Here is a 14,691-nt window from a genome sequence, read left to right on the forward strand (position 1 = left end):
CGTGCTCAGCTGGTGCCGCCCGGCGGTGGCGCTCAGGCGAACCAAGTGATGTCGCTCAGGCGAACCGGGCGGTGTCGCTCAGACGAAGGCGACGGAGCACGGCGGTCCGCGCCGTCCCAGGGAGTGCACGAGAATCCGCTCACGGGTGGTGGCCGCACGGCGGACGGGGCGCGGCATGCGGCGCGCGGCCGGGGCGAGCCGTACGGTCACGGCTGCGACGGCGAGCAGCAGGGGCCGGAACGTGGTCGCGGCCACCGCGCGCAGCAGCTGGGCCAGTGCCCGCTCGCCGCGGCGCAGCCAGGCGGCGGCGAGGAGGCCGACGGAGACGTGCGCGCCGAGCAGCAGCCAGGCGGTCGCCGGGTCGGCGTGGGCGAGCAGGGCGGCGACCCGGTCGGTGTCGGTGCCGGTCACCCCGGCCAGCGGGGAGCCCACGCTGGTGCCGTTGCCGCAGAACACGTCCCAGCCGACCGAGCGCAGCGGGCCGGCGACCGGGCCGCCCGCGCGGCCGTAACAGACGTGCTGGCCGGTGGTGAAGACGGTGTCGGCGGCCAGCTCCAGCGGGATGAGCAGGGCGGCGATCCGCCCGAAGCCGCGCTCGCGGCCCGCGAGGGCGTAGGCGAGGACGAACACGGCGGCGGCGACGGCCGCCACCGTGTTGAGCGGCAGCGGGACCCGCGACAGCAGCACGTGCGACGCGGTGCTGAGCGTCACGACGAGTGCCGTGAACAGCGCCGCGCGTACGGCTCTGAGGTGGGTCCCGGATATGTCCATAGCGGAGGAGAGTGTGTCACGTGCTCCCGTAAGAGACCCCTAAAGGGTCTCTCTCGGAGCTCTTTTCGTTATGGATCCCGTCACAGACCCGGGATCCGTCCGTTGCGGAACAGGTCCACGAAGACCTGGTGGTCGGCACGCGCGCGTGCGCCGTAGCTGTGCGCGAAGTCGACCAGCAGGGGCGCGAAGCCCTCCTCGTCCGCCGCGATCGCCGCGTCGATGGCCCGCTCCGTGGAGAAGGGGACCAGGGACTCGCCGGACTGGTCGTCGGCGGCCGAGTGCATCGTGGCCGTGGCACGGCCCAGGTCGGCGACCACCGAGGCGATCTCCTCCGGGTCGTCGATGTCGCCCCAGTCGAGGTCCACCGCGTACGGCGACACCTCGGCGACCAGCTGGCCGGTGCCGCCCAGCTCGGTCCAGCCGAGCCACGGGTCGGCGTGCGCCTGCAGGGCGCGCTGGGAGATCACCGTGCGGTGGCCCTCGTGCTGGAAGTAGTCGCGGATCGCGGGGTCGGTGATGTGGCGGGAGACGGCCGGGGTCTGGGCCTGCTTGATGTAGATCACGACGTCGTTCTCCAGGGCGTCGCTGTGGCCCTCGAGCAGGATGTTGTACGACGGCAGGCCCGCCGACCCGATGCCGATGCCGCGGCGGCCGACCACGTCCTTCACACGGTAGGAGTCCGGGCGGGCCAGCGAGGTCTCCGGCAGCGTCTCCAGGTAGCCGTCGAAGGCCGCGAGCACCTTGTAGCGCGTGGCCGCGTCCAGCTCGATCGAGCCGCCGCCCGGCGCGAAGCGGCGCTCGAAGTCGCGGATCTCGGTCATGGAGTCCAGCAGCCCGAAGCGGGTCAGCGAGCGGGCGTCGCGCAGGGCGTCCAGGAGTGCGCCCTGCGCGGTGTCCAGCGTGAAGGGCGGCACTTCGTCGCTCTTGGCTCCGGTGGCGAGCGCGTGGATGCGCTCGCGGTAGGCGGCCGCGTACACCTCGACCAGCTCGGTGATCTGGTCGTCGCCCAGCGCCTTCGCGTACCCGATGAGCGCGATGGAGGCGGAGAAGCGCTTCAGGTCCCAGGTGAAGGGGCCGACGTACGCCTCGTCGAAGTCGTTGACGTTGAAGATCAGGCGCCCGTTGGCGTCCATGTAGGTGCCGAAGTTCTCCGCGTGCAGGTCGCCGTGGATCCACACGCGCGAAGTGCGCTCGTCCAGGTACGGGCCGCCGCGCTTCTCGGCCTCCAGGTCGTGGTAGAAGAGGCACGCCGTACCCCGGTAGAACGCGAACGCCGAGGCCGCCATCTTCCGGAACTTCACGCGGAACGCGGCCGGGTCGGCGGCCAGGAGCTCGCCGAAGGCGGTGTCGAAGACGGCGAGGATCTCCTCGCCGCGAGGCTCGTCGTTGAGCTGCGGAACCGACATCGCTGGGTGCCTCCTGGTGCAGTGCATGGACGACAGCGTCTCTGCCGTCTCCAACGCACGAAGGTACGCGGGAGTGCCCGCCGAGTGTCAGTGCCGAGGCATAGACTTCGACGCTGTCCCCCAGACTGTCCGCAGCTGGTGGGACACCCGTTGACGTACGTTTCCCTTGGAGGCCGCAGCCGTGTCGAAGCCGCCGTTCACGCACCTGCACGTCCATACCCAGTACTCGCTGCTGGACGGTGCCGCGCGGCTCAAGGACATGTTCAACGCGTGTACCGAGATGGGCATGACCCACATCGCCATGTCCGACCACGGCAACCTCCACGGGGCGTACGACTTCTACCACTCGGCGAAGAAGGCCGGAATCACCCCGATCATCGGGATCGAGGCGTATGTCGCCCCCGAGTCCCGGCGCAACAAGCGCAAGATCCAGTGGGGTCAGCCGCACCAGAAGCGTGACGACGTGTCCGGTTCGGGTGGTTACACGCACAAGACGATCTGGGCGGCGAACGCGACCGGCCTGCACAACCTCTTCCGGCTCTCCTCGGACGCGTACGCCGAGGGCTGGCTGCAGAAATGGCCCCGCATGGACAAGGAGACCATCGCCCAGTGGTCCGAGGGGCTCATCGCCTCCACCGGCTGCCCCTCCGGCGAGCTCCAGACCCGGCTGCGCCTCGGCCAGTACGACGAAGCCGTGAAGGCCGCCGCCGACTACCAGGACATCTTCGGCAAGGACCGCTACTTCCTGGAGCTGATGGACCACGGCATCGAGATCGAGCGCCGGGTCCGCGACGGGCTCCTCGACATCGGCAAGAAGCTCGGCATCCCCCCGCTGGTCACCAACGACTCGCACTACACGTACGCGCACGAGGCGGGCGCGCACGACGCGCTGCTGTGCATCCAGACCGGCAAGAACCTCTCCGACCCCGACCGCTTCAAGTTCGACGGCACCGGCTACTACCTGAAGTCCACGGACGAGATGTACGCCATCGATTCCTCGGACGCCTGGCAGGAGGGCTGCCGCAACACGCTCCTGGTCGCCGAGCAGATCGACACCACGGGCATGTTCGAGAAGCGCGACCTGATGCCCAAGTTCGACATCCCCGAGGGCTACACCGAGGTCAGCTGGTTCCGCGAGGAGACCATGCGGGGGATGGCCCGCCGCTTCCCGGACGGCATCCCGGACGACCGCATGAAGCAGGTCGAGTACGAGATGGACACCATCATCTCGATGGGCTTCCCGGGGTACTTCCTCGTCGTCGCCGACTTCATCATGTGGGCCAAGAAGCAGGGCATCGCGGTCGGCCCCGGCCGAGGCTCCGCCGCGGGCTCGATCGTGGCCTACGCCCTCGGCATCACCGACCTCGACCCGATCCCGCACGGCCTGATCTTCGAGCGCTTCCTCAACCCCGAGCGCATCTCGATGCCCGACGTCGACATCGACTTCGACGAGCGCCGGCGCGTCGAGGTCATCAGGTACGTGACGGAGAAGTACGGCGCCGACAAGGTCGCCATGATCGGCACGTACGGCACCATCAAGGCCAAGAACGCGATCAAGGACTCCGCGCGCGTCCTGGGCTACCCGTACGCGATGGGCGACCGCCTCACCAAGGCCATGCCCGCCGACGTCCTCGGCAAGGGCATCCCGCTCTCCGGCATCACCGACCCGCAGCACCCGCGGTACAGCGAGGCGGGCGAGATCCGCGCGATGTACGAGAACGAGCCGGACGTGAAGAAGGTCATCGACACCGCCAAGGGCGTCGAGGGCCTGGTCCGGCAGATGGGTGTGCACGCCGCCGGCGTGATCATGTCCAGCGAGACCATCACCGAGCACGTGCCCGTCTGGGTCCGGCACACCGACGGCGTGACCATCACGCAGTGGGACTATCCGAGCTGCGAGTCGCTCGGCCTGCTGAAGATGGACTTCCTCGGCCTGCGCAACCTGACGATCATGGACGACGCCGTCAAGATGGTGAAGTCCAACAAGGGGATCGACATCGATCTCCTCGGCCTCCCGCTGGACGACCCCACGACGTTCGAACTGCTCCAGCGTGGCGACACCCTCGGCGTCTTCCAGTTCGACGGCGGCCCCATGCGCTCGCTGCTGCGCCTGATGAAGCCGGACAACTTCGAAGACATCTCCGCCGTTTCGGCCCTGTACCGCCCGGGCCCGATGGGCATGAACTCCCATACGAACTACGCGCTGCGCAAGAACAAGCAGCAGGAGATCACGCCGATCCACAAGGAGCTGGAGGAGCCCCTCGAAGAGGTCCTGGCCGTCACCTACGGCCTGATCGTCTACCAGGAGCAGGTGCAGAAGGCCGCCCAGATCATCGCCGGGTACTCGCTCGGCGAGGCCGACATCCTCCGGCGCGTCATGGGCAAGAAGAAGCCCGACGAACTGGCGAAGAACTTCACCATCTTCCAGGCCGGCGCCCGCAAGAACGGCTACAGCGACGAAGCGATCCAGGCCCTGTGGGACGTGCTGGTCCCCTTCGCCGGCTACGCGTTCAACAAGGCGCACTCGGCCGCCTACGGCCTCGTCTCGTACTGGACCGCCTACCTCAAGGCGAACCACCCCGCCGAGTACATGGCCGCGCTCCTGACCTCCGTCAAGGACGACAAGGACAAGTCGGCCGTCTACCTCAACGAGTGCCGTCGCATGGGCATCAAGGTGCTCCCGCCGAACGTCAACGAGTCCGAGTCGAACTTCGCCGCCCAGGGCGACGACGTGATCCTCTTCGGCCTCTCCGCAGTCCGCAACGTCGGCACGAACGTCGTCGAGGCGATCATCAGGTGCCGCAAGGCCAAGGGGAAGTACGCGTCCTTCCCGGACTACCTCGACAAGGTCGAGGCGGTGGTCTGCAACAAGCGGACGACGGAGTCGCTGATCAAGGCAGGCGCCTTCGACTCCATGGGGCACACCCGCAAGGGCCTCACCGCGCAGTACGAGCCGATGATCGACAACGTGGTCGCGGTCAAGCGCAAGGAGGCCGAGGGCCAGTTCGACCTCTTCGGCGGCATGGGCGAGGAGGACACCAGCGAGCCCGGGTTCGGACTCGACGTGGAGTTCACCACCGACGAGTGGGACAAGACGTATCTGCTCGCCCAGGAACGCGAGATGCTCGGTCTGTACGTCTCCGACCACCCGCTCTTCGGCCTGGAACACGTGCTGTCCGACAAGGCCGACGCGGGCATCGCCCAGCTCACCGGAGGTGAGCACGCCGACGGCGCGGTCGTCACCATCGGCGGCATCATCTCGGGGCTGCAGCGCAAGATGACCAAACAGGGCAACGCCTGGGCGATCGCCACGGTCGAGGACCTCGCCGGTTCCATCGAGTGCATGTTCTTCCCGGCGACCTACCAGCTGGTGTCGACCCAACTCGTCGAGGACGCGGTCGTGTTCGTCAAGGGCCGCCTCGACAAGCGCGAGGACGTGCCGCGGCTCGTCGCGATGGAGCTCATGGTCCCCGACCTGTCCAACGCCGGCACCAACGCGCCCGTGATCCTGACCATCCCGGCGGTCAAGGTCACCCCGCCGATGGTCAGCCGCCTCGGCGAGATCCTCAGCCACCACAAGGGCGACAGCGAGGTCCGGATCAAGCTCCAGGGACCGACCAAGACGACGGTGCTGCGCCTCGACCGGCACCGGGTGAAGCCGGATCCGGCCCTGTTCGGCGACCTGAAGGTACTGCTCGGACCGTCCTGTCTGGCGGGCTGAGCCGTCGACGTGCGCGAGGGGCGCACCCGATCACGGGTGCGCCCCTCGGTGTGTCCGGGCCGCAACAGCCCTTTCGCGGGTCTCAGTTGTGGCCGAAGCGCTTCTGCCGGCCCTTGCGTGCCATCTCGGCAGGGTTCATCTGGGTGGCGCCGGGCTCGTCCTGCGGCTCCATCGTGGCCTGCGGGGCGGCCTGCTGACCGCGCGGGGACTGCGGCTGCTTACGATCCTGTTTCCGGTTCTTGGCCATGGTGATCTGCCTCCTGTGCTGATCTAGGGGCCAGGGCCGGGACCAGATTCACATAGCCTGACAACAGTCGCATGTCGGATAATTACCGTGTGTGACAGGCTTCGACGGCAAGCGCACCCCCGAAACGCCACGCCGAAGATCGAGTTCAGGCCGTTAACCCCCGCGCGGTCGGGCAGACTCGAAGGAAGCCCGAAGCAAACCTCCCGGGAAGAGGGTGAGTCGCGTGGACCGCTGCATCGTCCTGGTGGACGCCGGGTATCTGCTGGGGGCCGCCGCCAGTCTCCTCGCCGGGGAGCCCTCCCGGTCCCGGATCACCGTGGACCACGCCGCCCTCATCCAGGGACTGCGCGAGCAGGCCGAGTCGGACACCGAGCGCCCCCTGCTGCGCATCTACTGGTTCGACGGCGCCCCCGACCGCGTCCCGCAGCCCGAGCACCGCCGGCTGCGCGTGATGCCCCGGGTCACCGTCCGGCTCGGCGCCCTGACCCGCAGCGACGGACGCTGGGCCCAGAAGGGCGTGGACGCCGCGATGCACGCCGAGCTGACCGAGCTGGCCCGCAACCGCGCCTGCTCCGACGTCGTCCTCGTCACGGGCGACGGCGACCTGCTGCCGGGCATGATGGCCGCGAAGGAGCACGGCGTCGCCGTGCACCTGTGGGCCGTACAGGCCGCCGACGGCGACTACAACCAGTCCGAGGACCTGGTCGCGGAGGCCGACGAGCGGCGCGTCCTGGACCGTACGTGGATCACCAAGGCCGTACGCGCCAAGGAGCTCGGCGGGGTCTGCGCGCCGCCGCCGGCGCCCCGGCCCGAAATCGCCGCGATCCTCTCCGCGCCCCTGCCCGACTCCGCGCTCGCCCCGGCCTCCGAGCGGCCCGCCGAGGACCGCGAGCACACCTCCGCGGCCACCGCCGGGGAGAACGGCACGCAGGAGCGGGTCCCCTCGCCCAAGGGCGTGCCCACCCCCAAGGACCTGGCCGCCCTGCGCGCGCACGGCGCCCAGGCCGTCCAGCACCCCGCGACCGCGACCCTGCGCTGGTCCTCCGACAAGGGATGGGTCGACCGTCCGGGTGTCGCCGCGGAACCGGCCGAGGCCACCTCGATGCCCACGCTCGCGCAGCTGACCAGCGCGGAGCAGCGGTGGGCCGACCGGGAGGAGGACATCACCACGGTCGGCGGCGATCCGTACGAGGTGGGGCAGGTCTTCGCGCGGCGGTGGATGGAGCGGCTGGGCGACCAGAGCCATCTGCAGAAGCTGTCGGGGATGTATCCGCGGATTCCCCATCGCATCGACGGCGAGCTGCTCAGGTACGCGGCGCGGTTCGGGCTGCTCGCCCACAAGGACGACCAGATCGACGAGCACGACCGGTACGCGATCCGCGCGGGGTTCTGGCGGGAGATCGACGTGCGGACGGCGGCTGAGCACGCTCCGGCGCCAGAGCAGTGAATCGGTTGCGGCGCCCCAAAGGCGAGCAAAGCTTCCCGACCCCGTAGTCTCGTGCCTTGTGAGTACGCGCGCGGCACCGGCAATTCGGCACAGTGGTGAGGTCGTGTGTGCCGTGCGCGGACTGACCAAGACGTATCCCGCGGTACGGGCGCGGCGCGGCGCTCCCGGAACGCCCGAGGTGCGGGCCACCGACGACGTGGGACTGGACGTCCGGGGGGGTGAGATCTTCGGGCTGCTCGGGCCGAACGGGGCCGGGAAGTCCACTCTCGTACGCCAGCTCACCGGGCTGATGCGGCCGGACGCGGGAAGCGTCGAGATCCTCGGGCACGACATCGTGCGCCACCCGGAGCGGGCGGCGCGGATCCTCGCCTACCTGGGGCAGGAGTCCACTGCCCTCGACGATCTGACCGTGTCGCTCGCCGCCGAGACCACCGGGCGGCTGCGCGGCCTGGAGGTGCGGCGGGCGCGGGCCGAGCGGGACGCCGTGCTCGACGAGCTGGGTCTCACGCCGATCGCGGGGCGGCCGATCAGGAAGCTGTCCGGCGGGCAGCGGCGGCTGGCCTGCTTCGCCTCCGCGCTGGTCGGGGAGCGCCCGCTGCTCGTGCTCGACGAGCCGACCACCGGGATGGACCCCGTGGCACGGCGGGCCGTGTGGTCCGCCGTGGACCGGCGGCGGGCCGAGCGCGGGACGACCGTGCTGCTCGTCACCCACAACGTCATCGAGGCCGAGACCGTGCTCGACCGGGTCGCCGTGCTGGACAAGGGGCGGGTCATCGCCTGCGACACCCCCTCCGGGCTGAAGGAGCGGGTCGCGGGCGAAGTGCGGGTCGAGCTGGTCTGGCGGGAGCGGGCTCCGCTGGAGGTGCCGGAGGTCGCCGCGCTGCGGGACCGAGCCGTCGCCTCCGGGCGCCGCTGGACGCTGCGGCTGGCCCCCGAGGAGGCCCGCGCGATCGTCGCCACCGTCACCGGCGGAGCCGCCTTCGCCGCGCTGGACGACTTCACCCTGGCCACGCCGAGCCTGGAGGACGTGTACCTGGCGCTGGGCGGCGCCGCACGACAGGGGCTGGTGAGGGCTTGAGCACGCGAGCCGCCGTTTCCGTACGGAACAGCGCGATGGCAGCCGGAGCGAAGAGGAGCCGCGCGACGTGAGTGTCGTACCCGCAGAGGTTCTGCCGGGCAGCGCCCGGGCCGCGCAGGCGTCGGCCTCGGGCGCGGCCGAGCTCGGACCGCGTGCGCGGATGTGGCCGTCGCTGGTCGCCGTGTACCGGGCGCAGCTCTCCCGGGCGCGGGTCGCGCGGATCCCGCTGCTGTTCGTGGCGACTTTCCAGTCGATCGGCATCCTGATCATGATGCGCGGGGTCGTGGACGGCGGGAGCGAGGCGGAGGCCGTCGTGGCCGGGTCCTCGGTGCTCGTCGTGGCCTTCGTCGCGCTGAACCTGCTCGCCCAGTATTTCGGGCAGCTGCGGGCGAACGGCGGCCTCGACCACTACGCCACGCTGCCCGTGCCGCCGGCGGCGGTGGTGCTCGGGGCGGCGGGCGCGTACGCGTCCTTCACGGTGCCGGGGACGGTGGTCACCGCCGTCTTCGGATGCGTGCTGTTCGGGCTGCCGCTGACGCATCTGTGGGTGCTGGCGGCGGTGATCCCGCTGGCGGGGGCCGCGCTGTCCGGGCTGGGCGCGGCGCTGGGGCTGCTGGCGCCCCGGCCGGAACTGGCCACGCTGCTCGGCCAGTTGGGCATGTCGGCGGCGCTGCTGCTCGGGGTGCTGCCGGCCGACCGGATGCCGGAGGTGGTGCGGCTCGCGCGCGATCTGCTGCCCTCGACGTACGGCGTCGAGGCCTTCGCGCGCACGTTCGGGGCGCATCCCGACTGGGCGTTCGTGGTCGGTGACCTCGCCGTGTGCGCCGGGGTCGGCGTCGCCTCGCTGGCCGTCGCCACCTGGGCCTACCGCCGGGCGGCCGTCCGGTGACGCGCCGCACAGACGGGCCTGGCACGATGTCAGGGTGACCGCACCGCTGACTCCGCCCCCGCCGCCGCACGAACAGCCCCCGCACCACGCGTGGCCGCCTTCGCCCGGTGGGTACACGGGTGTGGCCTCCGCGCCCCATGACGCCGTGTACGAACAGGACGGTCCCGGGATGAAGACCGAGCTGCGGGAGGCCGCCGTGGTCACGGTGGCCGTGGCGGTCCTCGGTGTTCTGCTCGGGGTGCTCTGGAAGTGGCTGGCACCGCATGTGCCGCTGGTCGGGGACGTGGTGAACGGGAACTGGGTCGTCTACCTCTCGGACAGCGAGGGCGAACAGGCGGTGGGCGTCGACGGAACGTTCACTCTGCTGGCGCTGGGCTTCGGGGTCCTGAGCGCGTTCGCCGTGTTCCTGTGGCGCAGGCGTGGGGGAGTGCCGCTGGTCGCCGCGCTGGCCGTGGGCGGGGTGCTGGGCTCGTTGCTGGCGTGGCGGGTCGGGGTGTGGCTCGGGCCCACGCAGGATGTGCTGGCGCACGCGAAGCAGGTGGGCAAGGGCGTTACGTTTTCTGCCCCGTTGAAGCTGGGGGCGAAGGGGGCGTTGCTGGCGTGGTCCATCGCCGCGTTGGTGGTGCATCTGGGGCTCACGGCGTTGTTCGGGCCTCGGGATCCTGAGCAGTACCCTTCCGGGCCGTACGGGGCGCCGCCGACTTAGGAGCCGACGGTTCGTTGTGGTTGCGGCGGGGACTTTCGCCCCCGCCGCCCCTACCCCTCCCGTACCCGGGGGCTGGGCCCCCGGACCCCGCTTCGGCCTTGACGGCCTCGTCCTCAAATGCCGGACGGGCTGAATTCGAATCCTCTACGCCGGACGGTGGCCGTGGTTCGAGCGGCCCTTCTTGATACGCCACTTGCGTTTGCGGGTTTTCTTCGACATGTCCCTCGTACTTAACCGAGGAAGGGACCGTCGTCGAGAGGTCACGCACGGCCGATCGGGGCCAGGACCGCGTTCGTGAGTTTCGTGAGGTCCTCGGGGGCCAGTTCGACCTCCAGGCCGCGGCGGCCCGCCGAGACGCAGATCGTGGTGTGGGCGGAGGCCGACGCGTCGAGGACCGTGGGGAGCTTCCTGCGCTGGCCCAGGGGAGAGATGCCGCCGCGGACGTAGCCCGTCGTGCGTTCCGCCAGGGCCGGGTCGGCCATCGCCGCCCGCTTGCCGCCGACGGCCGCCGCGAGCGCCTTCAGGTCCAGTGAGCCGGCCACCGGGACCACGGCCACCGTCAGCGCCCCGTCGACGTCCGCCACCAGGGTCTTGAAGACCCGGTCGGGAGAGACGCCCATCGCCTCGGCCGCCTCCTCGCCGTAGGAGGGGTGGCCGGGGTCGTGGTCGTAGGCGTGGACCGTGTAGTCCACGCCCGCGGCCGTCAGGGCCACCGTCGCGGGCGTGCCGCCCGGCTGCTGCTGTTTCCTGGACTTCTTCGCCATCCCGGCCCGCTCCCCAGAGGTGCTGCGTCAGTTGAGACTTGTCGGGCTCCGCGTCAGGTCCGACGCGGGCAACGACGGCAGATTACGGATGATCGCCGTCTCCGAGCGAAGCAGTTTCAGTTCGTCGCGCAGACGGGAGGCCGTGTCAGGGGCCTGCAGCAGACGCTGCTTCGTCGGAGTGTCCAGCATCATCGCGGCCGCCACCAGGTACGACACCACGGGCGGCTCGTCCGGCAGGTCCGCGCCGGTCGCCAGCGACCGCTCCCGCGCTCCCGCGAGACGCTTCTGGTACTGGCGGAAGGCCCGCAGTACGCCCTCGGCCAGCGGTCCCGCCTCTTCGCCCTGCTCCTCCGGGAGCTCCTCCAGCTCCGCGGTCAGGAACGCGCCCGACGCGTCCACCGACAGCAGCCGGACCCGGGTGGTGCCGGTCGCCAGCACCTCGAAGGTGCCGTCGGCCCGTTCCCGGATCGTCGCCGCGTCCGCCACGCAGCCCACGCCGTGGAACGCCCTGATCGGGTCCGGGCCGAAGCCGGCCGCGGGACCGCGTTGGGGCAGCGCCGTCTGGTCGGGCATGCCCGGCTCGGCCGGCGCCACCTCGTGGCCGTCGCGGATCGCCACGACGGCGAATCGGCGAGGCTCCTCTTCGGGAGTCTTCAGCAACTCGCGCATCATGGCGCGATAGCGCTCCTCGAAGACGTTGAGCGGGAGCACTAGCCCCGGGAACAACACCGAGTTCAGTGGGAAGAGCGGGAGACGGGCGATGGTCACGGCGCAAAAGCCTAATGGTCGCCGGAGCGGGCACGTCCCGCGTACCCACTCCGTGGCTGTGCGGAGCCGGCCTGCAGGCGGGCTTCGTCGCGCATCTCCAGGAACCGGCCGAGCGCATCGTCCGAGAAACGACCCCAGGGGAAGGAGGTGGCGTACGGTCCGATCAGGCGCAGCTGCTCGAGGGCGTCGTCCCAGCGCCCCAGTTGTGTCAGGACGTACGTCAGCTTGTTCCGGATCTCGGCCGGCCAGAGGTCGGCCGCCGGGAACCGGGCGGAGAGCGCCATCGCCCGGTCGGCCGCCGCGTCCAGCCGCTCGCGCGGCACGGCGGGGCCGCAGTCGTCGGTCAGGTAGCCGAGGGCCGCCCGGGTCGGCAGCGCCTGTACGAGCGAGTCGAGCGGGGCGTCCTGCGCGGCCAGTTCGGCGAAGTCGAGGCACTCGCGGTGCGAGCCGTGCCAGGAGGAGGCCAGGTATCTCAGGGCCGCCACATGGCAGCCGTAGTGGTGCGGGGCGCGGCGGACCGCCGCCTCCCACAGCTCCCCGAAATACGTGTGCCCGGCCCGGGTGCCGCGCGCGTGGTCCAGTGCCACCCGCCACGGCACCGGGTCGCGGTTGTCGCGGCGTGCGGCGGCCGTGATCTGGGTGCTCACGTCGCGCAGCAGTTCCGCCCGTGCGGGCGACGGCCAGGCGCGGTCCACCGCGAGCTGGGCCCTGACGAGCAGCGCGTCCGGATCGTGCGGGGCGGCGGCGGCCCAGGTCTGGAACCACTCGGGCCGCGAACGCGCGAAAGCCGCGAGCCGTCGCACGTACCGGTCGCGGTTCTCCCATTCGGCCCGCTCACGGGTGGTGGCGAGCAGCCGGGCGGCCTGCTCGTAGGAGCCCCGTCCGGCCGCGACGAGGGCGGGGCCGAGGCGGTCGTCGGGCGCGTCGAGGATCACCTCGTCGTCGGTGGGGAGCGCGACGGCGGGGTGGACGACGGTCCTTGTCATCCGGGAGGCACGGATGAACGGCGGCAGCAGAGCCATGGTGTCAACCATTGAAAAGCCGCAGGTCGGGGACGCGCCAGAGCCTCTGCCCAACCCGCGGAAAGTTGTACGGGGATCGGTCAAGGACAAGTAAAAGGTAACTGTTCAACAACTGTGTGATTGTTCAACAACTGTTCGAAAACCGGCGAGCGCACCGTCCGGAGCCACCGCCCGCAGCCACCGCCCGGAAAGGACCTGGTTCTGTCCTAGTTCCGCCGCAGCAGCCGCGTCGCCCCCGCCGCCACCGTCGTCGCCAGGATCCAGCCCAGCACGATCATCGCGGCGGCCAGCCACTGCCAGCCGCCGCGCAGTTGCCACTGGCCGACCTGGCCCAGATCTATGACGGGCAGCAGCAGGTCGAGGGCGAACAGGGCCGGGTTCCAGGGCGGATGCCCGGAATCGTTCACCGGGGGGTGGGCGGCGTGCGTGAAGGTCAGAGAGCCGGCCGCCCACAGCACCGCCATCCACACGGCGGCCCGGCCCGGGCGGTACCCGTAGGCGACCGTCCAGTCCTGCACGTACCCCCAGAACTTCGCGGCCGGCGGCAGGGTCTCGCGGCGGCGGCGCTGCTTGGCGAGCAGCACCTCGCGGGCGTCCTCGTCCTCGCCGCCGGCCCGCAGCACGGCGGCCAGCCGTTCGTACGGCTCCGGGTTGTACTCGGCGGTCGCCGCGGCCACCCAGTCCAGCCGCTCGGTGAGCGGGAACGGTCCCTGCGGTACGAGGTTCTCGTACGAGAAACCGCCCATGTGCAGGTTGCCCGGACCCGGCCAGGCGCTCGCCCGGTCGACGAGATTGACGACCCGCGCCCCGGACAGCACGACCTTCCCGCGCTGCGGCCGCTCCCCGAGAAAGCGCAGCTCGGGTGTCTGTACGCGCCGCAGGGACAGCTCCTGGTCCTCGGTGAAGGAGAACCGGGCACGCTCGAGGTCGACCGCGTCCCCGAACCGCCCGTCGTCCAGCCGTATCCCGCCCTGGCACTCGAACCGCTGGATCCGCGTCCCGCGAGCCGGGGTCGTCCCGCTCAGCGACTGGCCGCCGACGCCCGCCGGGGTCAGGTACAGCGTGCGCTCCACGGTCAGCTGCGGGGCGTTCAGCGCGAGCCGCGTGTACGGGTTGACCAGCCGCGCCCCGCGCAGACTCAGCGAGACGCCGATGTTGGCGCTGCGCAGGCTCAGCTCGCCGTGCGACTCGAGAAGCTCCGCCTGCAGGTCCTGCCCCACGGTCATGCCGTCCGCGGCGATCGAGCGGCCGCTGCGGTCCCGGTACACGATCGCCTGGTTGAGCAGCAGATCCGTACCGATGTGCGCGTCGGTCAGCCGTACGCCGTTGTGGAAGCGGCAGCGGGGGAGATGGAGGTCGCCCTCGGTGTGGACGCGGGCGGCCTCCAGCCGGGGCACCGAGCAGTCCACCAGCCGCACGGTGGTGAAGCGGGCCTCCGGCAGCAGGACCTCCCGCTCGAAGCGGCAGCGCTTCAGCTCGACGTACGGCACCACCGTGCCGCCCGCCAGCTCCAGCGTGCCGCTGATCTGCACGCCGGCGAGCTTCAGCGACGACACGCGGCCGGCGAGCGCGGGCGGGCCGTCGAGGAGCAGCCAGGCGACGATGCGGGCCCGTACGGTCCGCCCCTCGCCCCACGGATGCCCGCCGTGCGGATCGTCGACGACCGTGTCCCCGCTGCTCAGGTCGTACACGCTGCCGTTGCGGAAGGCCTGCCACATGCCGACCTCGGCGGCCGTCAGGTCGTCCGGCAGGTCCTCGGTGCGGATGCCGGCACCATCGCTCACGGCTCTTCCATCCCCTCCCGGCTGCTCTCAGGATTGAGCACAACCGTTCATGCCCGCTCAGTGACGTCCCGAACGCTAGACGCGAAGG

At 70.9% G+C, this 14,691-nt stretch carries 12 protein-coding genes; 5 read left to right on the plus strand and 7 right to left on the minus strand.

All coding sequences use genetic code 11. The features are described from left to right. Window positions 1-78: 78 nt before the first annotated feature. Both ABZO29_RS33040 and ABZO29_RS33045 read right to left on the minus strand, forming a co-directional pair. A complete protein-coding gene (locus ABZO29_RS33040) occupies window positions 79-771 on the minus strand; it encodes a hypothetical protein (RefSeq protein WP_367323842.1) in 693 nt (230 codons plus the stop codon). Between the two features lie 80 nt (window positions 772-851). Then, window positions 852-2,177, minus strand: a complete 1,326-nt coding sequence (locus ABZO29_RS33045) for a DUF2252 domain-containing protein (protein WP_367323843.1) — start codon at window positions 2,175-2,177, stop codon at window positions 852-854. Between the two features lie 181 nt (window positions 2,178-2,358). On the opposite strand from ABZO29_RS33045, the gene dnaE reads away from it, so the two are divergent. Continuing rightward, window positions 2,359-5,898 (plus strand): DNA polymerase III subunit alpha, encoded by a 3,540-nt coding sequence (gene dnaE, locus ABZO29_RS33050; protein ID WP_367323844.1) that lies wholly within the window; start codon window positions 2,359-2,361, stop codon window positions 5,896-5,898. Window positions 5,899-5,980: 82 nt separating this feature from the next. Here dnaE and ABZO29_RS33055 read toward each other — a convergent pair whose 3' ends face one another. After that, window positions 5,981-6,145, minus strand: coding sequence for a hypothetical protein (locus ABZO29_RS33055; RefSeq protein ID WP_367323845.1), 165 nt, complete (start codon window positions 6,143-6,145; stop codon window positions 5,981-5,983). Between the two features lie 223 nt (window positions 6,146-6,368). Between ABZO29_RS33055 and ABZO29_RS33060 the strand changes: the two genes are divergently transcribed. The 4 genes from ABZO29_RS33060 to ABZO29_RS33075 all read left to right on the plus strand — a co-directional run bounded on the left by ABZO29_RS33060 (window position 6,369) and on the right by ABZO29_RS33075 (window position 10,265). Then, the gene (locus ABZO29_RS33060) at window positions 6,369-7,592 is read left to right on the plus strand and encodes an NYN domain-containing protein (RefSeq protein ID WP_367323846.1); all 1,224 of its coding nucleotides are present in this window, start codon (window positions 6,369-6,371) and stop codon (window positions 7,590-7,592) included. 103 nt (window positions 7,593-7,695) lie between these two features. Further along, window positions 7,696-8,670: an ABC transporter ATP-binding protein gene (locus ABZO29_RS33065; RefSeq protein ID WP_367323847.1), complete on the plus strand. Its 975-nt coding sequence runs from the start codon at window positions 7,696-7,698 to the stop codon at window positions 8,668-8,670. Between the two features lie 67 nt (window positions 8,671-8,737). Continuing rightward, window positions 8,738-9,559, plus strand: coding sequence for an ABC transporter permease (locus ABZO29_RS33070; protein WP_367323848.1), 822 nt, complete (start codon window positions 8,738-8,740; stop codon window positions 9,557-9,559). 34 nt (window positions 9,560-9,593) lie between these two features. Continuing rightward, on the plus strand, window positions 9,594-10,265 hold the full coding sequence (locus tag ABZO29_RS33075) for an AAA family ATPase (protein WP_367323849.1): 672 nt from the start codon (window positions 9,594-9,596) through the stop codon (window positions 10,263-10,265). 260 nt (window positions 10,266-10,525) lie between these two features. Here the strand turns inward: ABZO29_RS33075 and ybaK are convergent, their stop codons facing one another. The 4 genes from ybaK to ABZO29_RS33095 form a co-directional block, all read right to left on the minus strand. Continuing rightward, window positions 10,526-11,029: a Cys-tRNA(Pro) deacylase gene (gene ybaK / locus ABZO29_RS33080; protein ID WP_367323850.1), complete on the minus strand. Its 504-nt coding sequence runs from the start codon at window positions 11,027-11,029 to the stop codon at window positions 10,526-10,528. Window positions 11,030-11,056: 27 nt separating this feature from the next. Next, window positions 11,057-11,797, minus strand: a complete 741-nt coding sequence (locus ABZO29_RS33085) for an LON peptidase substrate-binding domain-containing protein (protein WP_367323851.1) — start codon at window positions 11,795-11,797, stop codon at window positions 11,057-11,059. Between the two features lie 11 nt (window positions 11,798-11,808). Beyond that, window positions 11,809-12,831 carry a hypothetical protein gene (locus ABZO29_RS33090; protein ID WP_367323852.1) on the minus strand — a complete coding sequence of 341 codons (1,023 nt, stop codon included), beginning with the start codon at window positions 12,829-12,831 and terminating at the stop codon, window positions 11,809-11,811. A gap of 194 nt (window positions 12,832-13,025) precedes the next feature. Then, window positions 13,026-14,603 (minus strand): oxidoreductase, encoded by a 1,578-nt coding sequence (locus tag ABZO29_RS33095; protein WP_367323853.1) that lies wholly within the window; start codon window positions 14,601-14,603, stop codon window positions 13,026-13,028. Window positions 14,604-14,691: the final 88 nt, after the last annotated feature.

The organism is Streptomyces sp. HUAS ZL42 (assembly GCF_040782645.1).
Taxonomy (GTDB): domain Bacteria; phylum Actinomycetota; class Actinomycetes; order Streptomycetales; family Streptomycetaceae; genus Streptomyces.

Bases quoted from the DNA above. Each gene is read 5' to 3' on its own strand.
- ABZO29_RS33040 (WP_367323842.1), bottom strand. From the start codon at position 771: ATGGACATATCCGGGACCCACCTCAGAGCCGTACGCGCGGCGCTGTTC.
- ABZO29_RS33045 (WP_367323843.1), bottom strand. From the start codon at position 2,177: ATGTCGGTTCCGCAGCTCAACGACGAGCCTCGCGGCGAGGAGATCCTC.
- ABZO29_RS33055 (WP_367323845.1), bottom strand. From the start codon at position 6,145: ATGGCCAAGAACCGGAAACAGGATCGTAAGCAGCCGCAGTCCCCGCGC.
- ybaK (WP_367323850.1), bottom strand. From the start codon at position 11,029: ATGGCGAAGAAGTCCAGGAAACAGCAGCAGCCGGGCGGCACGCCCGCG.
- ABZO29_RS33090 (WP_367323852.1), bottom strand. From the start codon at position 12,831: ATGGTTGACACCATGGCTCTGCTGCCGCCGTTCATCCGTGCCTCCCGG.